At 64.6% G+C, this 18,620-nt stretch carries 17 protein-coding genes and 1 pseudogene; 9 read left to right on the plus strand and 9 right to left on the minus strand.

The genetic code is table 11. The features are described from left to right. A pseudogene (locus DH10_RS26395) lies at positions 1-216 on the plus strand (DNA polymerase IV); the annotation flags it as partial. Positions 217-319: 103 nt separating this feature from the next. Here DH10_RS26395 and DH10_RS26400 read toward each other — a convergent pair. From DH10_RS26400 to DH10_RS26435, 8 genes are all read right to left on the minus strand, one after another. Continuing rightward, the gene (locus DH10_RS26400; RefSeq protein ID WP_192254316.1) at positions 320-691 is read right to left on the minus strand and encodes an endonuclease domain-containing protein; all 372 of its coding nucleotides are present in this window, start codon (positions 689-691) and stop codon (positions 320-322) included. 186 nt (positions 692-877) lie between these two features. After that, on the minus strand, positions 878-1,750 hold the full coding sequence (locus DH10_RS26405) for an aldose 1-epimerase (RefSeq protein ID WP_192254318.1): 873 nt from the start codon (positions 1,748-1,750) through the stop codon (positions 878-880). Between the two features lie 2 nt (positions 1,751-1,752). Next, on the minus strand, positions 1,753-2,508 hold the full coding sequence (locus tag DH10_RS26410; protein ID WP_192254320.1) for an SDR family oxidoreductase: 756 nt from the start codon (positions 2,506-2,508) through the stop codon (positions 1,753-1,755). A 7-nt stretch (positions 2,509-2,515) separates the two neighbouring features. After that, the gene (locus DH10_RS26415; RefSeq protein WP_192254322.1) at positions 2,516-3,247 is read right to left on the minus strand and encodes an ATP-binding cassette domain-containing protein; all 732 of its coding nucleotides are present in this window, start codon (positions 3,245-3,247) and stop codon (positions 2,516-2,518) included. A 4-nt stretch (positions 3,248-3,251) separates the two neighbouring features. Next, positions 3,252-4,229 carry an ABC transporter permease gene (locus tag DH10_RS26420; protein ID WP_192254324.1) on the minus strand — a complete coding sequence of 326 codons (978 nt, stop codon included), beginning with the start codon at positions 4,227-4,229 and terminating at the stop codon, positions 3,252-3,254. 75 nt (positions 4,230-4,304) lie between these two features. Continuing rightward, a complete protein-coding gene (locus DH10_RS26425) occupies positions 4,305-5,282 on the minus strand; it encodes a sugar ABC transporter substrate-binding protein (protein WP_192385535.1) in 978 nt (325 codons plus the stop codon). 23 nt (positions 5,283-5,305) lie between these two features. Next, complete coding sequence (locus tag DH10_RS26430; protein ID WP_192254326.1) at positions 5,306-6,508, minus strand: mandelate racemase/muconate lactonizing enzyme family protein; 1,203 nt, start codon at positions 6,506-6,508, stop codon at positions 5,306-5,308. Then, complete coding sequence (locus DH10_RS26435) at positions 6,508-7,227, minus strand: FadR/GntR family transcriptional regulator (protein WP_192254328.1); 720 nt, start codon at positions 7,225-7,227, stop codon at positions 6,508-6,510. Before DH10_RS26435 ends, DH10_RS26430 begins: the two co-directional genes overlap by 1 nt. Before the next feature lie 104 nt (positions 7,228-7,331). Here DH10_RS26435 and DH10_RS26440 point away from each other — a divergent pair, with 104 nt between their 5' ends. Continuing rightward, positions 7,332-8,231 (plus strand): SMP-30/gluconolactonase/LRE family protein, encoded by a 900-nt coding sequence (locus tag DH10_RS26440; RefSeq protein ID WP_192254330.1) that lies wholly within the window; start codon positions 7,332-7,334, stop codon positions 8,229-8,231. 117 nt (positions 8,232-8,348) lie between these two features. Further along, the gene (locus DH10_RS26445) at positions 8,349-8,792 is read left to right on the plus strand and encodes an SRPBCC family protein (protein WP_192254332.1); all 444 of its coding nucleotides are present in this window, start codon (positions 8,349-8,351) and stop codon (positions 8,790-8,792) included. A 101-nt stretch (positions 8,793-8,893) separates the two neighbouring features. Here DH10_RS26445 and DH10_RS26450 read toward each other — a convergent pair whose 3' ends face one another. Then, entirely contained in the window at positions 8,894-10,969 is a 2,076-nt protein-coding gene (locus DH10_RS26450) for a phospholipase D-like domain-containing protein (protein ID WP_192385536.1), read from the minus strand. A gap of 279 nt (positions 10,970-11,248) precedes the next feature. Here DH10_RS26450 and DH10_RS26455 point away from each other — a divergent pair, with 279 nt between their 5' ends. The 6 genes from DH10_RS26455 to DH10_RS26480 all read left to right on the plus strand — a co-directional run. Next, positions 11,249-12,211, plus strand: a complete 963-nt coding sequence (locus DH10_RS26455; protein ID WP_192254336.1) for a DUF3616 domain-containing protein — start codon at positions 11,249-11,251, stop codon at positions 12,209-12,211. Between the two features lie 35 nt (positions 12,212-12,246). Next, the gene (locus DH10_RS26460) at positions 12,247-13,392 is read left to right on the plus strand and encodes a patatin-like phospholipase family protein (RefSeq protein ID WP_246811648.1); all 1,146 of its coding nucleotides are present in this window, start codon (positions 12,247-12,249) and stop codon (positions 13,390-13,392) included. Between the two features lie 313 nt (positions 13,393-13,705). After that, a complete protein-coding gene (locus DH10_RS26465; RefSeq protein ID WP_192254340.1) occupies positions 13,706-14,410 on the plus strand; it encodes an SDR family oxidoreductase in 705 nt (234 codons plus the stop codon). Positions 14,411-14,475: 65 nt separating this feature from the next. Next, entirely contained in the window at positions 14,476-15,267 is a 792-nt protein-coding gene (locus DH10_RS26470; RefSeq protein ID WP_192254342.1) for a pyrroline-5-carboxylate reductase family protein, read from the plus strand. 337 nt (positions 15,268-15,604) lie between these two features. Further along, the gene (eglC, locus tag DH10_RS26475; protein WP_192385537.1) at positions 15,605-17,104 is read left to right on the plus strand and encodes an endo-1,3-1,4-beta-glycanase EglC; all 1,500 of its coding nucleotides are present in this window, start codon (positions 15,605-15,607) and stop codon (positions 17,102-17,104) included. Positions 17,105-17,136: 32 nt separating this feature from the next. Then, the coding region (locus DH10_RS26480) for a type I secretion system permease/ATPase (protein ID WP_192385538.1) at positions 17,137-18,620 on the plus strand (1,484 nt) is incomplete at its 3' end.

An 18,620-nucleotide genomic window follows, 5' to 3' on the forward strand; every position in this document is an offset into this window, starting at 1 on the left:
CATGCCGAGTTGCAGCTCGAACTGCCGCTCGGCCTGGCGGACGAGAAGCTCAAGCCCGGCAGCCGCCCGGGGCTGGCCCGCTTCGGCGCCGACCGCGCCATCGACAAGATCCGCCAGCGCTTCGGCAAGGAGGCCGTCGGCTACGGCACCGTGGCGCTGGAAGCAGCGCGCTCGGTGCCGGACGCGTTCAGGGAGCTGGCCGAGAAGGAGTTGTGAGGGTGGCGCTGGAGAATCGAGGCGAAGCGTCGAAGCTGCCAATCTCCCCCCTTGTGGGGGAGATGTCCGGCAGGACAGAGGGGGGCGCTGTCCCGCCAGCCTCTCAGGTCGGTCCAGCCAATCCCGCCGCAATAACAATATGCTGGCAGACATTGTCGATGTCGCGGATGACCTCGTCGTTCCAGAAGCGCAGGACGATCCAGCCATACTGTTCCAAGCGCTTGGTTCTGGCCTTGTCGGCACCTGCACGGCCGGCTTCGCCGTGTTGTGAGCCGTCGACCTCCACGATCACCCTCTTCTCCGGGCAGGCGAAGTCGACAATGTAGCCTGCGATTGGAAACTGCCTGCGGAACCCAAGGCCCATCAGCCGATGCGCACGGAGTTCGTTCCACAACTTCAACTCCGCGTCAGTCATGACTTTGCGCATCGATTTTGCGTTGGCGCGATGTCTTGGCGGCGGAGGCGTATGCGGCATGGTCGAACTGTGGCCTGGGGTTTGTCGCCGACGCTTCTACTCTACGGCGCCCCCCTCTGTCCTGCCGGACATCTCCCCCTACTTGGGGGGAGATCGGACGTCGCCTCGGCTTTCGCCAATCTCCAGCACCTTCGCCGAGCCGCCAATCTCCGCTGGGGAAGATTGCGCTCCGCCGCTGGCGCGCCCTCAATCGGTCTCCGCAATCTCCCAGTCCAGCCGCATCGTCGCGCTCATCGTCTCCCCATCATCGAGGGCCGTCAGCCCCTCCCCGTGATGCGCGTCGACCGGGTGCGAGACCGGCTCGAAGCAGAAGAAGCCTGCATCGGGTGACGGCGAATAGAGGATGTAGACATCGAGCTCCGGCGAGGCGGTGAGCGTAATCTTGATCTCGCCCTCGAGCTGCACGATCGAGGCGCGACGGTCCCAGCCTTCGAAGGCGTTGTTGACCCAGTCCAGCGGCAGCGGGATGGGGCGCTCGAAGTCCCAGGCCGGGCGCTCGCTCACCGGCACGACGCCGACCGGCAGGTGGCGCTCATCCTCCAGCCAGACGCGCTTGGCCTTCGCCTTCAGCAGGGTCGTGTCGCCGCGCGGGAACCAGGGATGGAAACCGAGGCCATAAGGCAGGCGCATGCCGGCTCGGTTCTCGACCGTGAGGTGCGCCTCCAGCGCGCCGTCGCGCAGCGCGTAGGTGACCGACGCCGTGTACCGGTAAGGGCCGATCGCGCCGTCTTCGAGCACCAGCTCCGCCTCGGTATCGGTGCGATCGACAAGCCGCCACGGCCTCTGGAAACCGTCGCCATGGATCGGAAAGGCTTCGCCAGGCACGTTCGGCAGGACGGAATGGAAGCGGCCTTCGAAGGTGAAGCCGCCGCCGGAAATGCGGTTCGACCACGGCACCAGGAGCTGGCAGCCGGACGCGCCGGTGCCATCCCCCGGCTTGAGCAGCTTGACCGGCGCGCTGCCGATGACCAGCGCGTCATAGCGGGCGATCGCCGCGCCGTTCTCCGGAACCAAGACCAGCCTCGACTGCCCGTCCTTCAACTCGATCGCGCCGGCCATGCTCACCAGCCACCGTCGATGGCGATGTTCTGGCTGCTGATCATGTCGGAAGCGGGCGAGACGAGGAACAGCACGAGCTCGGCGACATTCTCGGGCTCGATGCGCTTCTTCAGGCTTTGGTTCTCGAGGATCCAGTCATTGTATTGCTTGAGCCGGTCGCCGAAGACGCGCTCCTCGGCTTCCGAAACCACCGCGCCCGGCGAGACCGCATTGACGCGGATGCCGTGCGGCCCAAGCTCGCGCGCCAGCGATTTGGTGAGGCCAAGCATCGCGCCCTTCGACGCGACATAGGGCACGTAACCGTCCCAGCGGCCGTTGAGCGTGATCGAGCAGAAGTTGACGATCTTGCCATAGCCCTTCGCCTTCATGCCCGGCGCGCAGGCCCGAGCGAGCGCGAAGGCGGCCGACGAATTGACGCGGATCTGATCCTCATATTCAGCCAGCGAAAACTCCTCGAACGGCCGGTTGATGATCAGCGCGGCGTTGTTGATCAAAATGTCGATGCCGCCTTCGCTCGCGGCCAGCGCGGCAACCGCCGCTTCCGCCTCGGCCAGCCGGTTGAGATCGCAGCCGACGAAGGCGATGTCGCCCTTGGCCTGCCGGGCAAGTGCCGCCACCGTCTCCTGAGCTTCCCCGATGTCAGGGCGGTCGAGCACCAGGACGCGCGCGCCAGCCCGCGCCAGCGTCACTGCCTGGGCCCGGCCGAGCGAGCCGAGGCCGCCGGTCAGAAGGACTTTACGACCAGCGAGAGTCTTCATTGCCGCCTCACAGAACAGAGTGGACTTCGTCGATCGAGGTGTCCTCGATGCGCTTGTCCAGCACGATTTCGCCGCGCGCCATCGCAACGATACGGTCACAGCAGTCGAAGACGTGGTGCATGTTGTGGCTGATGAAGACGCCGGTGACGCCCTGCTCCTTCAGGCCGCGCACGAAGCCAATCACCTTGTTCGTCTCCTTGACCGAGAGATGGTTGGTCGGCTCGTCGAGGATCATCACCTTCGACTTGAAATGCATAGCGCGCGCGATCGCGACGCCCTGGCGCTGGCCGCCGGAGAGCTCGCCGACGAGCGCGTCGGGCGAGCGCAGATGCAGGTCGACATTGGCGATGGCGCGGACGCTCTCCTCGGCCATCTTCTTCTGGTCGAGGATACCGACGCCGAGGATCGAGAACCGGGTCGGCTCGCGGCCGATGAACAGGTTCCTGGCGATCGACATGGTGGGAACCATCGAGTTGTACTGGTAGATGGTCTCGATGCCGAGATCCATCGCGTCGCGCGGCGTGGCGATGCTGACCGCCCTGCCCTCGACCTTGATCTCGCCGTTGTCCGCCCGGTGGACGCCGGACAGGATGTTGATCAAGGTCGACTTGCCGGCGCCGTTGTCGCCGACGAGCCCAAGCGCCTCGCCGCGCCGGAAGTCGAGCGTGACGCCTTTGAGGGCATGCACGCCGGAATACCATTTGTGCAGGTCGCGCACCGAGATGATGGCGTCGGTCATCGCTTCAACCCTCCATCTTGATGGCCTTGGCGCGCTTGCGCATCCAGGCATTGGCGACGACGGCGAAGATGGTCAGGAAGCCGATGGCGAACTTGAACCAGTTGGCGTCGACGTGGCTCAGCACAAGGCCGTTGTCGATGACGCGGATGAGCGTGGTGCCGATGATGCCGCCCATGACGGTGCCGATGCCTCCGGCGAGCGAGGCACCACCGATGACGGCGGATGCCACCGCCTGCAGTTCCATCCCTTCGCCGATCGAAGGCAGCGGCGAGCCGAGCCGCAGCACCTGCAGCATGCCGGCGAAGCCCGAGAGCACCGAGCACAGCATGAAGCAGACGATCTTGACCCTGGCGGTCGGGATGCCCATCGCGGCCGCCGCGGGCAGGAAGCCGCCGGTGGCCTTGATCCAGTTGCCGAAATTGGTGCGCGACAGCATCAGCGAGGTCAGCAGCGCGACCGCCACGAACCACAGGAACGACATGCGGAACATGTTGCCCGGCCCGACGAAGGAGGTGAACAGCCAGTTCGGCAGGTCTGCGGGCAGCAGCGGCGGGAAGCCGCCGGAGACGACGACGGTGAGCGAGCGCGCCATGAACAGCATGCCGAGCGTGGTGATGAAGCTAGGGATCGCGAAGCGGATCGTGACGTAGCCGTTGATGTAGCCGATCGCCGCCGAGACCAGCAGCCCGGCGAGCAGCGCCAGCGGGAACGGCCAGCCATGCACCATCAGTACCGCCATCGTCATCGGCATCAGCGCGAAGACCGACCCGACGGAGAGGTCGAACTCTCCGCTGATCATCAGGATGGTGACGCCGATGGCGACGAGGCCGGCCTCCGGCAGGATGCCGAGGATGCCGCGCAGATTGTCCTGGTTGAGGAACACGCCATGCGAGCGCACCTGGAACAGGATGATGAGCAGCACCAGAAGGATCAGCCCGGCCAGTTCCGGCTTTTCGAGATAGGTCTTGAACAGGCGCTTCAACGAAAGGCTCCGGTACTTGATTTCAAGGCGCATCGGCGGCGCTGGGCCGCCGACGCAAGGACTTCCAGCCGAAGTTCAGCGCATGCCCTGCGCGGACAACGCCATGATGCTGTCGGCCTCCTTCGGCCGCACGATGCCCTGGCCGGTGTCGATATCGGAAGGAGCAAGACCGATCTTCTTGTTGAGATAGGCCTCCATCACCGGCATGAAGCCCTGCATGTAGGGCTGCTGGTCGACCAGCGCCTGGACATAGCCCTTCTGCATCTGCTGCAGCACTTCCGGAACGAGGTCGAAGCCACCGAGCAGGACCTTGCCGGGTGCTACGCCGCGATCGGCCAGCACGCGCGCCACGCCCGCGCACCAGAAGCCGGTGTCGAAATAGGCCGTGGTGTCGGGATGGGCGTTCAAATAAGCGCCGACGCGGTCGGAGGTGATGGCGAGATCGGTGCCGCTGTCGATGCGCTCCCACGACACGTCACGGTCCTTATGGGCGGCCTTGTATTCCTCAAGGAACTGCATGACGCCGGCGCCGCGAGTTTCCGACCAGTTCTGGCCGGGAGCCGAAATGCCGACCAGCACCTTGATTGGACCGTCCTTCGGAAAACTCTCGGAAATCGCCTTGGCGAGCGAATAGCCGGCGGGCTTGAAACCCTGGCCGACGAAGGCCTGGCGCGCGTTGCCCTTGGCGCCCTCGGTGTCGTCGACATTGACGGCGATCACCAGCACGCCGGCGTCGCGCGCCTCCTTGATGACATCGTCGAAGGCGTGGTCGTCGACGATGGAAGTGAGCAGCGCGTCGGGCTTGGCGGCAAGGGCCGCGCGCATGTTGGCGACCTGCTGCTCGATCGAGCCTTCGGTCTGGGTGAAGACCATGTTGCAGTTCGCCTCGACCTTGGCGCAGGCGTCGTCGAACCCTTTCTTCACCGCCTGCCAAAAAGTGTTCGAGGCCGACGAATTATGGGTGAAGACGATGTTGAGGCCGTCGGCTCTGGCCGCGTATTGCCCGCCGAGCAGGGCCGCGCCAAATAGCAGTATTGCAGTCAGTTTCCTCATGTTTTTTCCTCCCTTTGGATTGGTCAGATATCCGCCTTGTCTGAGACGCGGCGGTGGACGGTGTAGGCGCGGCCGAACTCCGGATTGAGCGCCAGCCCGAGCCCCGGCCCCGGCGGCACGGTGATCATGCCGTCTTTCACCTCGGGCAACGCCGTCACCAGGTCCCGGTACCAGGTGCGGTAGAAGGCGCGCACGCTTTCCTGGACGAGCGCGTTGGGGGCATTGAGCGACAGATGCGTCGAGGCGGCAAGCACGACCGGGCCGGTGCAGTCATGCGGCGCCACCGGCAGCCGCCAGGCCTCGGCCATCGACGCGATCTTGCGCGCCTCCGACAGGCCGCCGCACCAGGAGATGTCGAGCATGACGATGCCGGCCGCCCCGGTTTCCAGAAGGTCGCGAAAAGCCCAGCGGCTGCCCAGCGTTTCCGAGGCCGAGATCGGCGCCGGACTGGCGGCGGCGTAGCGCTTGAGGTCGCCGAGGCTGTCCATGCGGATCGGGTCCTCGTGCCAGTAGGTGGCATAAGGCTTCAGCGCCTCGGCGATCCGCATGGCCGGCAGGAGCTGCCACATGGAGTGGAACTCGACCATGACATCCATCCGGTCGCCAACGGCTTTGCGAATCTTTTCAAAGGGCTCCAGCGCCGCCTTCAAGTCGGCCGCGGAGATGTCGTTGCCGCGCGTCTTCTCCGCCGCGTGATCGAACGGCCAGATCTTCATGGCGGTGATGCCGTCCGCGAGGAGCTCCTCGGCGAGCTCATCGGCGCGGGTGAGGAAGCCGTTGAGGTCGTCATAGTCGCGCCCAGCGCCGATGCCGTAATTGGCCGTCGTCTGGCCTTTGGCGTCCTTGATGTATTCGCTGCCGGCGCAGGTGTTGTAAGTGCGGATCGAACGGCGGCTGAAGCCGCCGAGCAGTTGCGCGATCGGCTGGCCGGTGGCCTTGCCGAAAATGTCCCACAGCGCGATGTCGAAGGCGGAGTTGCCGCGCACCTCCGCGCCGCTGGAGCGGAAGCCGAGGTAGCCGACGAGGTCGGCGGCGAGCAGGTCGATCGCGAGCGGATCGCGGCCGATGACGCGCGGCGCCACATATTCGTGCAGATACTCCTCGACCGTGCGCGACAGATAGAACGTCTCGCCGAGCCCGGTGATGCCCTCGTCGGTATGGACCTCGACCCAGAGCAGGTTGGGCCGTTCCTCGATGCGGACGGTTTCGATGGCGCGGATCTTCATCAGGCTATCCCCGCATCGATGAGCGCCTTGACGCTCTTGTCGAAGTGCCCGGCCATGTGCTCGGCCGCCAGCCGCGGGTCGCCCTTGAGGATGGCGTCGGCGATGTCCTCATGGCCCTTGATCATCTTGAGCTGGTCCTCGTCGGACGAGCGCGTCCGCCAGCCGATAACCCAGGTGCGGCGCGTCACACCACTGAAGGCGGTGACGATGAGCGAAAAGACCGGGTTGTGCGAGGCCGCCGCGATCGCCTCGTGGAAGGCGATGTCGTGCTCCATCACGGTCTCGGGGTTCTTGAAGTTCTCGCGCATCAGCCGGGCCGACTGGACGATCGCCGCGGCCTCCTGGTCGGTGCGGCGGAGAGCCGCGAGCGCAACGGTGCGCATCTCGATGGTGCGCCGGACGTCATAGACCTGCTGCACGCTGATCTGCTGGGTGGTGATGCCGTGCTCGATCACCATCGACATCGCGCCGGTGTCGAGCTTGGCGACGGTGGCGCGGCGCCCCGCGCTCAGGTCGATGAGGCGCATGGCCGAAAGCGAGCGGAAGGCCTCGCGCACGACGGTGCGGGAGACGTTGAGCTGGCGCGTCATGGCGGCTTCGCTGGGCAGCGGATCGCCTGGTGCCAGGCCCTCGGAGCGGATGTGCTGGGTGATCGCCTGGATCGCTGTGCTGACCAGGCCAGGACTCGGCTCACCCGGTGGGTCCGTCTGCTCTTGCATTCCGTTTCCTCAAAACCTGTATGACAGGTTGATATTTAATTGCTCATAGTTCAGGCAAAAGATATATGTCAAGCCGATTTCTGGACGTGTGCCGGAGGAGCCTCATGCACGAAACGGAAGCCAGCCTGATCTTCGACGCGCGCGACGTGGTCGGCGAAAGCCTGGCGTGGGACGAGCGCCGCGAAAGGCTGGTCTGGGTCGACATCATCGGCCGCAGAATCCATCGGCTGGATCCGTCCACGGGAGCGCATGAGAGCTGGCCGACGGGCGACCTCGTCACCTCGGTCGGCCTGCGCAAGGACGGCGGCGCGATCGTCGGGTTGCGCAAGGAGATCGCGCTCTGGGACTTCGGCGGACCGTTCCGGACGCTCGCGGCGATCGAGGCCGACCGGCCGGGAACGCGGCTCAACGAGGGCGTCGTCGCACCGGACGGCTCGTTCTGGGTCGGCACGATGGCCAACAATATCGGGCCGGACGACGCCCCGGTTGCGATCACCAGCGATGAGGGCAAGCTCTATCGTGTCGATCCGAACGGCGCAGTGACGATGCTCAGCGAAGACCGGTTCGGCATCACCAACACGATGGTGTGGCTGGCCGACGGACGCTTCGTCACCGCCGACACGATGAAGAACGCGCTCTACAGTTACGGCTGGGACAAGAAGGCCGGACGGCTGGGCGGGGCTCTTCCCTTCTTCGCCGGCTTCGAGCGCGGCCTGCCGGACGGTTCCTGCCTCGACGCCGAGGACTACGTTTGGAATTGCCGGGTGGTCGGCGGACGCTGCCTCGCCCGCATCGCGCCCGACGGCAGGCTGGACCGGATCGTCGAATTACCCTGCAGTTGGCCAACGAGCTGCGCCTTCGGAGGCACCAACCTCGACACGCTGTTCGTCACTTCCGCGCGTTTCACGATGAGCGCCGAGCATCTTGATGCAAACCCGCACGAGGGTGGCCTGTTCGCGTTGCGGCCAGGCGTGCGCGGTGTGCCGGCCAACCGCTTCGGGTAATCTCCCCGCTCGAGGGGAGATCGGCAGCGGCGGCGTTGAAAATTTCTCCACCGATGTCGGACTGGCCAATCCCCGTTCGTCATTGCAGCATAGACCGGCAATCAAAGGAGAAACGATATGCCCAGCACTGTCCGCCTGCATCGCGTGCTCGCCACCAAGCCTGAAAAAGTCTATCGCGCCTTCATCGAGGCGGACGCGCTGGCGAAGTGGCTGCCGCCGAACGGCTTCACCTGCACGGTCCATCACTTCGAGGCAAAGGTCGGCGGCAACTTCAAAATGTCCTTCCGCAACTTCACTACGGGCGAAAGCCACGCCTTCGGCGGCGACTATGTCGAGCTGGTCCCGGGTGAGCTCGTCCGCTACACCGACAAGTTCGACGATCCCAACCTGCCCGGCGAGATGCAAGTGACCGTGAATCTGAAGAAGGTCTCGGTCGGCACGGAGATGGAGATCACCCAGGCCGGCATTCCGGACGCCATTCCGGCCGAGGCCTGTTATCTCGGCTGGCAGGAGTCGCTCAAGAACCTGGCAAGGCTCGTCGAACCGGAGATCAATCAGTAGAGGATCGCGACGATCCATGCGGCCGACCGCGGCATCGAAGGCGTCGCGGCCGGCACGCGGGCTGACCATCATGCTGTCAGCCACATGGCGCCAACCACTCCTTACGACAGGAAATAGTCGCGGCTGGTCGGGATCGGATTCGGCTTGAACCAGCGCGCCTGCCAGTCGGCCGTGGTCCTCAGGAACCCGCCCGAATTGGCAACCGGCGGCTTTCCCGTTTCGATCAACGACTTGCGCAGGCTGTCTGAGAGTTTTGCCCGCATCAGATAGTGATCATAGACATCCAGGACATGGACCGAATACGCAATCGCAAGCGGCTGGTTGCCACGAATGATGAGCAGGTTCTCGTCGTTCTGGTAGGAAGCCTTGTAGCCGAAGTTGTGGCTGCCGGTGATCATCGCGCAGCCCTGGGCGTCCAGCGGATCGATGACAATGATCTTGTCGTGGATGATGGCATGGCCGGCCGAGAGCAGTTCCGGCCGCAAGTCCCCGGTCTGCATGGTGACGGCGGCGGCGCGGATGACCGCGATGCGGCTGGCATCGCCTCCCGGCCACCAGACGGCCGGCTGCGGCAGTTTCTTCGTCGTTCCATCGGGCGCCGTGTACGTTGTGGGCTCGCCGGCCTTGGCCCGCGGCGGCAGGGCCTTCGGGTCGCTGACCGCTCCCTGGACCAGGAGTTCCGGGCGCTCGGCGGCAAGCTTCGCCGCCTCGCCGATGATGTTCTGGACGCCGTTGTAGCCGGGCAGGAAAGCCAGGAACAGGATCGCGTGGTTCGCATGCTCCATCAGCGAATAGACCCGGCTGAGATCGACGGGCGTCGGCGAATCGGCGTTCTTTGTCTTCGCCTTGGTGTTCGGCGAGAACAGGACCTCGACGGTGGCGCCGCCGGCGAGCGTATCGGGTTTGGCCGGCGTTGCATTCGCAGCGCGGAGAGCGGCTTCCTGCGCGCCGTTGTTCTTCTCGAAGCCCGTTAGCGGCTTGTTCTTGTAAGTGATGGTCAGCTCCTGGCCGGCCGGCTGCGGATCATCGAACAGGCGCTTCCAATAGGCCAGATATTGTCCGGCTACCTGCTTGTCGTCGATGATGATCGCGTTGTTGGACTGCGTGCACAGTCCGGTTTCGGTCCAGTTCGTGCTGCCGGTCAGGACGGACTTCGCAACGCCGTTCTCGACATAGACCGCGAATTTGTTGTGACCGATATGCGCCGTATTGTTGAAGAGCCTGTCCTGCACGTTGGCCGCCGAGGCCTCGTGCAGGGCGACCCGCGCCGCATGGTTCTCTGTATCCCAGACGACGGGTTGCTTCTGGTCGGGCGGCGTCTTCGGCGGGGTCGGGTCAGTGGAGCCCGCCGTCGACAGGATCACATGTGCCTTGCCTGCCTTGGTCAGCTTCGTCAGGCGCTCGATGAGTTCCGGGTCATGCAACTCATAAAGAGCCAGGTAGAGTTCGGCGCCGTTTTTCTTTTCGGCGCGATCGATCATCGACAGGAGGAATCCCAGCACATCGGCGGTGAGAAAGGTCCTGATCTCATCGTCCTTGATCGGGATGTGCTTCAGCAGCGTCTTCAACAGGCCGGGCGTGATCTTGGTTGTCGGGCCGGCGGCAACGTTCTTGGGCTTGTTTCCCTGGACCGCCTCCAGCTGCTGCAGGAGATTCTGCGTGGATAGTATGCCGTTCGTGTAGGTGGCACGCACGCCGGCGTAATCATGCGTGACGTCGATTGGCGGCGTGTCGATGGGATCACCGACCTTGGCCAGTGGATGCTGCGGCCCCTCGTAGCGGGGATTGCCGTTCTCGTCGAGAAAGGGCGCCGTCGGCGAGGCCGGAAGCGCGGGGCGCCCCGGGCCCGCCACGCCCATGGGCGTGATCTCGTAGTGGACCCTGAAGTCGATGGGGCGCACCTTGGCCGTGTCGCGAGAACGGCGCAGCGTCAAGTCGCGCCATTCATATTGCTGGATCGGCCAGACCGAGCTGTCCTGGTCCAGCCAGTTCGGATTCGATTGGTCGGTGAAGCCGATCCAAGTGGGCAGTATCCGGCGCTGCCCGGCGTCCGGGCCGGTCTCATGCACGCGCGTGATCATGAAACCAACACAATGGGCGATCGGCCCGTCGGCCTCCCACGATAGATAGGCGACCTCGCCATTGCACCATGCACGTGCCTTGATCAGCTTCCCCATGCCTCCCTCCGATGGCAAGCAAACGATACTTCTCTACTTACTTTATGCTCTTTTCGAGCGCCTCACTATTTCGCCGGCAAACAGATCAAGCGCCTCACTCAGCCTCGTTTCCGCATATATTACTTTGATTTATTATGCTCGCAGATTTTGATCACAACAACATGTGATCCATTTCACAGTTCCCTGATGAAATTTCAGCACCTTCGGCCTAACATTCCGACGATTTGATCGCGCCGGAGTCTGGCGCAAGCCCGCGGGATCCATTCGGAGACGACTGATGTGACACCGTCGCTCACGCAGCTTCAGCTTACCCGCGAACTCACCTTCGATTACGCCGGCGCCCGCGACATCGACATGGTGATCGGCAACATCTCCGGCATCGCCATCGACGGCGGCTTCGCCTGGACGGTCTCGGACGAGGGGCGGACTTTCGAGCGCCTTGCGGCCGCCGATGGCGGCTTCGCGCTGGTGGAGCAATACGATCTCGACGATTTCTTCCCTGACCTGCCCGAGGGGCATGAGGCCGACCTCGAATCCGTCGATGTCCTTGACGGCAGGCTGTGGCTCTGCGGCTCGCACTGCCGCGTCCGGCGCGAGGCCGAGGAGCCCGGAACGCTAGACCCCACCTTCAAGCGGCGCCCGAGCCGGCATCTCCTCGGCTCGATCGAGCTCGGCGGATCCGGCAAGCCGAAGAAAGGCGCCGGACGAGCCCTGCCCTATACCGGCGACGGCAGCCTGCGGCGCAGGCTGCGCGAGGATGTCTATCTCTCCGGCTTCCTCAACCTGCCGAGCAAAGAGAACGGGCTCGATATCGAAGGCCTCACGCTGCTGCCGAAGCGGCTGCTGCTTGGCCTGCGCGGCCCGGTCATCGACAGCCACGCGGTGGTCGTCTCGCTGCCGCGCAAGGCCGCGTTGCTTCCCGACGACAAGCCGCATCTGCACATGCTCGACCTCGGCGGGCTCGGCGTGCGCGACCTCGCCCACCGCGACGACCACGTGCTGGTGCTGGCCGGCCCGGTGACGGCCGCGAACGGGCCGTTCCGCATCCATCGCTGGCAGCCCTCCGGCGCCGGCCGGATCGAGACCGCCGATGTGCTTTACGAATGGACGTCGAGCCATGAGCATCCGGAAGGGCTCTGCCCGTTTGCGATCGATAACCGGCCGGGTATGCTCGTCGCCTACGACACGCCGGACGGGCGCCGGCGCTCGGGCACCAAGGTGACGGTCGACTGGTTCGCATAAGCTCGCCGGTCGGCGAGGAGGCAGGGGGGACTACAATGGGCCCGGATACGGTCGAGGTCTTATCCGCGAACGGCGAGACGACAACGCGCCAGGGCCTCGGCCTCTGCCTCTCGGGCGGCGGCTACCGCTCCATGCTCTTCCATGCCGGCGCGCTTGCACGGCTCAATGAGGCCGGACTGCTCGGCAAGCTCGACATGGTGAGCTCGGTCTCGGGAGGATCGATCGCCGCCGGCCTGCTCGCCGTCATGTGGCCGAAACTGATCTTCGGCGACGACGGTATTGCAGCCAATTTCGATATCTATCTCAACAAGATCCTCGCCTTCTCGGAAGTCTTCCTCGATCTCCCCTCAACCCTCAAGGGCATCCTCAACCCGTTTTCCAGCGCCGCACGCGAAGTTGCCGCCTGCTACGAGCGGCATCTGTTCGACAGCGAGCAGCCGATGCTGAAGAGCCTGGTCGACCGTCCCTGGTTCGTGTTCTGCTCCAGCAATCTGGGCACCGGATCGCTGTTCCGCATGTCGAACCGATACATCGCCGACCACCGGATCGGCATGGCCGAGGATGCCGACCTCCCGGTCGCGACGGCGATCGCGGCGTCCTCGGCCTTTCCGCCGTTCCTGTCTCCGCTGCGACTGGGCCTCGTTCCATCCCAATGGAAAGACAAGAAGTTGGATCCAACGGTAGGACCACGGATCGGCAAGGCGCGCCGCGCAGTGCTCACCGATGGCGGCGTCTACGACAATCACGGCATCGAGCCGGCGCTGAAACGCTGCCGCTGGCTTTTGGTCAGCGACGCCGGCGCGCCCTGGAGCGAATCCAAACGCGGCTACTGGAACTGGTTCTCGCAGTTGAAGCGCGTGCTAGACACCACCGACAATCAGGTCCGCTCGCTGCGGCGGCGCGATCTCAGCGCCCGTTTCCAGGCGGCGAAGGACGCCGATGAAAAGGCCTCCCCCAACGATCGCACAAGGCTTGAGAACGCCGCCACGCGCGGCGTCTACTGGTCTATCGCCAGCAAGCCGGACGCGACCGAACCGACCTTCGTGCAAAGTGCCGGCACCGCGCCCGCCGATATACCTCGCTGCATTTCCTCGGGGCCAAGGAAACAGTCGACCTCGTCAACTGGGGCTATTGCGCCAGCGACCAGGCCCTGCGCGCCTGGTACGAGCCGGCGGTGGTAGCCGGCAAGGGCGTGCCGCTGCAGGCGGGCGCGGTGAAGCCCGGCCGCTGCGCAGTGGTGTCGAAGATGGTGATGAGTGGCTTCAAGATTTGAGAGTAAAGCGACGAGAATAGAAAAGGTGGCGGGACAGCACCCCCTCTGCCCTGCCAGGCATCTCCCTCGCAAGGGGGGAGATCAAGCGCTCAGCGGCTTTCGCCAATCGTCGATATCTTGGCGCAATCCAATCCGGTTCGTGCTGGTATGCCCCCTGTGCTAACAGAAGCGCTTTCAACCCCGGGCGGATTCCGCCCCTAAAAGCCAGGATGGTCAGCGACATGGCAGGAGAAAAAGTAGCTCTGGTGACGGCGGGCGGCAGCGGCATGGGCGCTGCGGCGGCGAAGCGGCTGGCGGCCGACGGTTTCAAGGTCGGCGTGCTCTCTTCCTCCGGCAAGGGCGAGGCGCTGGGCAAGGAACTCGGCGGCTTCGGCGTCACCGGCTCCAACCAGTCGAACGAGGATCTGAGGCGCCTCACCGACGGCGTGCTGGAGCGCTGGGGCCGCATCGACGTGCTGGTCAACAGCGCCGGCCACGGGCCGCGCGCGCAGATCATCGAGATCAGCGACGAGGACTGGCACAAGGGCATCGACACCTATTTCCTCAATGTTGTGCGCCCGACCCGGCTGGTGACGCCGGTGATGCAAAAACAGAAGTCGGGCGCCATCATCAACATCTCGACCGCCTGGGCGTTCGAGCCGAGCGTCGCCTTCCCGACTTCCGCCGTGGCGCGCGCCGGGCTCGCCGCCTTCACCAAGATCTTCGCCGACACCTATGCCGGCGACAATATCCGCATCAACAACGTGCTGCCCGGCTGGATCGACAGCCTGCCAGCGGTGGAGGAACGCCGCCGGAGCGTGCCGATGAAGCGCTACGGCACGTCGGAGGAAGTGGCGGCGACGATTTCCTTCCTCGCCTCCGATGGCGCGGCCTACATCACTGGCGAAAACATCCGCGTCGATGGAGGATTGATGCGGGGGTATTGAGCGCTTGAAGCGCTTGAATAGCGACCTGCCTCCGCTACCCTGCGGTTTTCGGTGAGGAGGCAGGGATGAGCGCTTCATTAAAGCTCGGTATCGTCGGCGGCGCGGGCTGGCTGGGCGGCGCCATCGCGGGCGCTGCACTCGCGGCCGGCGTCGTGCGGGCGCAAGACCTCGCCCTCTCCTATCGGAGCGCCAAACCGGACCGTTTTCCCGGCACCTTCTGGACCGACGACAACCAGGCACTCGCCGACCGCTCCGATGTCATCATACTTTCGGTGCGGCCGCAGGACTGGCCGTCGCTGAGCATCGATGCAAAAGGAAAGCTGGTGATCTCGGTGATGGCCGGCATACGGCTGGCCGAGATCGGCGAGAAGCACGGAACGCGCCACGTGGTGCGCACGCTGCCCAACGCGGCGGCCGAGGTCGCGAAATCCTATACGCCGTGGATCGCGAGCGGCGATGCCGCCGACGACGACCGCGCCGTCGTGCGCGCGATCTTCGATGCCTGCGGCGTGCAGGACGAGGTCGGCAGCGAACGCGACATCGACTATCTCACCGGCCTGACCGGATCGGGGCCGGCCTTCCCTGCCCTCCTGGCAGACGCGATGATGCGCGACGCGGTTGCCTTCGGCCTCGCGCCGGACGTCGCGCGGCGCGCCGTCAACACCGTGCTCACTGGCACCGGCCGGCTGCTGGAGCTCAACGACGCTTCGCCGGCCGATACGGTGGAAGCATTCCTCGACTATCGCGGCACGACGGCGGCCGCGATCGAGACGATGCGCGACGCAGGCTTCGACGAAGCGGTGGCGAAGGGACTGGCGGCGGCGTTCCTGAAGTCGATCGCGATGGGCAAGGCGTGATCCGGCGGCGGCGGTCTTTCACCCGCACTATCGATTCGCCGATCTCCAACCGTCGGCCAGATTAGACGTTGCAGGAATGCGTTCATCCGCGGCCGCGTGCCTAATAATTCAGCATAATTCGGCAATATTGTATAAAATTGGCCAGACTTCACGCCTCTAAATTGCATTAGCTCTTCCTTATTCTATCTATTCTGAAGAATTGATCGAGAAAAGAAGATTTTCCTCTGTACTATATGGTTATTCCTTGGAACTATCATTTGAATTAGAAGTTGGTGGGAAGCGGTCGACGGAACCCGCATGGCGTGTTCCAGGAGCCAGGCAGCACGGAGATTGTCCGATGACCTCCATCGTCAACGCAGTGGGCGCTCCTCTTCCCTATAGCGGCACGTCCACCCATTGGTTCTCGGCATCAGGGTCTGGGCCGGACTTGTGGGGCACCTCCGGCAATGACACCTTCTATGGAGCCTCCGGCGTCAACGTCACCATGCACGGCAGCTACGGCGATGACATCTATTACCTCTATGCCGCGGGCAACAAGGTGGCCGAGGGCTACGGGGCAGGCATCGACATCATCAGCACATGGATGAGCTACAAGCTCCCCGACAATGTCGAGAACCTCATCGTCACCAACGCCAAGAACTTCGCTTTCGGAAACGACCTGGACAACATCATCACCGCCAAGGCCGGCCACCAGACGCTGGACGGCGGCAAGGGCAATGATGTGCTGATCGACGGTGGCGGCGGTTACGACACTTTCATCATCGCAAAAGGTAACGGAAGCGACCTGATCGCGAATTTTGCCGCGACTGACACCGTCCGTCTCGATGGTTATGGGTTCACTTCGTTCGACGCCATCCACTCGAACATGATCCAGGCCGGATCGAACGTCATCCTGAACCTCGGATCCGGTGAGATCCTCGAGTTCAAGGACACGACCATCGACAAGCTGCAGCCCAGCCAGTTCGAGCTGCCGATCGACAAGTCCGGAATGACGCTGTCCTTCAGCGACGAGTTCAACACGCTGAACCTTCACAACAGTCAAGGCGGGACCTGGGACACCAACTTCTGGTGGGGCGCGCCGAACGGCAGCACGCTCACCCAGAACGGCGAGCTGCAGTGGTATATCGACGCCAATTACGCCCCGACGAGCTCTGTCCATCCATTCAGCGTGAACAACGGCGTGCTCAGCATCACAGCGGCGCAGGCGCCGGCGGACATCAAGCCGCTGATCAACAATTACGAATACACGTCCGGCATCCTGACCACCCACGACAGCTTCTCGCAGACCTATGGCTATTTCGAAATGCGGGCCGACCTGCCGGAAAACACCGGCGCCTGGCCGGCCTTCTGGCTGCTGCCCGAGGACGGCTCGTGGCCGCCGGAGCTGGACGTCGTGGAGATGTACGGCCAGAGCCCGAACTCGCTTCTGATGACCGCCCACACGAATGAGACCGGAACGCACACCAAGGTCGGGTCGACGGTGAATGTCTCGGACACCGCCGGCTTCCACACCTATGGCCTCTTGTGGACGCCGGAGAAGCTGGTGTGGACCTATGACGGCGTGCAGGTCGCGGAAGTGGCGACGCCGTCCGACATGAACAAGCCCATGTACATGCTGGTCGATCTCGCGATTGGCGGTCAGGCCGGTGCGCCGCCGGATCATCTGGCGACCCCGGCTCAGATGAAGATCGACTACATCCACGCCTACACGCTGGACAGCGCGCCGGCGACCGCACTGAACGTCGCCAGCGGCAGCACCACCACCCAGAGCATAGCCACGCACAGCATCGCCAGCAGCACACTGCACGGCGGTTCCGAGTTTGGGGGCCACTCGTAAGGTCTCGGGATCATGCAGCGGGGAACACGGGAATGACTGGACCGTCGGGCCTGCGGCCGGTCTTCCTGCGCGCCATCGCCGATGTCGGCGTCTTCTCTGTGCTGATCAACATCCTGCTCCTGGTGATCCCGCTCTACCTGCTCCAGGTCTATGACCGCGTGCTGCCGTCCTCCAGCATCGAGACGCTGTTTTACCTCTCGGCCATCGCGGTGCTGGCGCTTGCCTTCCTCGGCTTCCTCGACGCGATGCGCGCCATCTACACGCAGCGCGTCGCTGCGACCGTCGACCGGAAGCTGGGTGCCGGAACGTTCGCCCTTTCGCTTGCCGCCAAACATGCCAGCGGCCTGTCGCCGCTGCGCGACCTCGCCTCGGTCTGCGCCTTCATCCGGTCGCGCGGCGTGGCGGTGCTGTTCGACCTGCCCTTCGCTCCGGTCTTCCTCGCCCTGCTCTATCTCATCCATCCCGTCCTGTTCTGGGTGACGCTCGCCGGCACGGTGCTGCTGGTTCTCCTGGTCGTCGCGAACCAGCTTGCCATCGGCCGAAACGATGCCTTGTCGGTGGAACGTTCGGCTTTGGCTGCCCAAGCGGAACAGGTCTTTGCCCGCAATGCCGAAACGCTGCGCGCCATGGGCATGGTCGACAACGCCGCGCGGGTCTGGGGGCGGCACGTGGGCGAAGCGCTCATCCTGCACGACCGCTCCGCGAGCGCCAACGCGATCTTCAGCGGTGCCTCGCGGGCACTGCGCATGATGCTGCAGCTGGCGATCCTCGGTGCCGGCGCGTGGCTGGTGGTCGAGGGGCAGATGACGGCCGGCATGATCTTCGCCTCCTCGCTGGTGTCGTCGCGCGCCCTGCAGCCGCTCGACCAGCTGATCGGCGCCTGGCGGCAGATCGCCGATGCGCGCCGAGCATGGACACGGCTGGAAAGGACGCTCGCGGCGCAGCCGGCGGAAGCGCGCAAACTCGCCCTGCCCGATCCGTCGGGCGCGATTGCCGTGCAGGACGTTTTCTTCATGGCGCCGAATGCCCAGCCCGGCACCGAGCCAAACCTGAAGCGGCTGAACTTCCAGATCGGCGCCGGCGAAGCGGTGGCGATCGTCGGCCCGAGCGGCGCCGGTAAATCCACGCTGGCGCGGCTGCTTGTCGGCGCGACCCAGCCGACCGGCGGCTCCGTCAGGATCGACGGCGCCGACCTCAGGAGCTGGGACGAAAACCAGCTCGGGAAGCACATCGGCTATCTCGCGCAGGAGGTGGAGCTTTTTCCCGGATCGATCGGTGAGAATGTCGCCCGCTTCGACGCGCACGCGCAGGACGCCGCGATCATCGAGGCCGCGAGGCGCGCCGAGGCGCATGAGCTGATCCTGGCGCTGCGCGACGGCTACCAGACCAAGGTCGGCCCTTCAGACAGGACGCTGTCGGGCGGCGAGCGCCAGCGGATCGGGCTGGCGCGCGCCTTCTACGGCAATCCGCGCATCCTGGTGCTCGACGAGCCCAGCACCCATCTCGACGGCAGCGG

It is taken from the genome of Mesorhizobium silamurunense (genome assembly GCF_014843825.1).
GTDB classification, from domain to species: domain Bacteria; phylum Pseudomonadota; class Alphaproteobacteria; order Rhizobiales; family Rhizobiaceae; genus Mesorhizobium; species Mesorhizobium silamurunense.

Excerpts from the sequence above, each read along its gene's own strand:
- DH10_RS26430 (WP_192254326.1), bottom strand. The coding sequence starts at position 6,508 with ATGAAGATCCGCGCCATCGAAACCGTCCGCATCGAGGAACGGCCCAAC.
- DH10_RS26440 (WP_192254330.1), top strand. The coding sequence starts at position 7,332 with ATGCACGAAACGGAAGCCAGCCTGATCTTCGACGCGCGCGACGTGGTC.
- DH10_RS26425 (WP_192385535.1), bottom strand. The coding sequence starts at position 5,282 with ATGAGGAAACTGACTGCAATACTGCTATTTGGCGCGGCCCTGCTCGGC.
- DH10_RS26400 (WP_192254316.1), bottom strand. The coding sequence starts at position 691 with ATGCCGCATACGCCTCCGCCGCCAAGACATCGCGCCAACGCAAAATCG.
- DH10_RS26445 (WP_192254332.1), top strand. The coding sequence starts at position 8,349 with ATGCCCAGCACTGTCCGCCTGCATCGCGTGCTCGCCACCAAGCCTGAA.
- DH10_RS26410 (WP_192254320.1), bottom strand. The coding sequence starts at position 2,508 with ATGAAGACTCTCGCTGGTCGTAAAGTCCTTCTGACCGGCGGCCTCGGC.
- DH10_RS26435 (WP_192254328.1), bottom strand. The coding sequence starts at position 7,227 with ATGCAAGAGCAGACGGACCCACCGGGTGAGCCGAGTCCTGGCCTGGTC.
- DH10_RS26405 (WP_192254318.1), bottom strand. The coding sequence starts at position 1,750 with ATGGCCGGCGCGATCGAGTTGAAGGACGGGCAGTCGAGGCTGGTCTTG.
- DH10_RS26470 (WP_192254342.1), top strand. The coding sequence starts at position 14,476 with ATGAGCGCTTCATTAAAGCTCGGTATCGTCGGCGGCGCGGGCTGGCTG.
- DH10_RS26415 (WP_192254322.1), bottom strand. The coding sequence starts at position 3,247 with ATGACCGACGCCATCATCTCGGTGCGCGACCTGCACAAATGGTATTCC.
- DH10_RS26465 (WP_192254340.1), top strand. The coding sequence starts at position 13,706 with ATGGCAGGAGAAAAAGTAGCTCTGGTGACGGCGGGCGGCAGCGGCATG.
- eglC (WP_192385537.1), top strand. The coding sequence starts at position 15,605 with ATGACCTCCATCGTCAACGCAGTGGGCGCTCCTCTTCCCTATAGCGGC.
- DH10_RS26450 (WP_192385536.1), bottom strand. The coding sequence starts at position 10,969 with ATGGGGAAGCTGATCAAGGCACGTGCATGGTGCAATGGCGAGGTCGCC.
- DH10_RS26460 (WP_246811648.1), top strand. The coding sequence starts at position 12,247 with ATGGGCCCGGATACGGTCGAGGTCTTATCCGCGAACGGCGAGACGACA.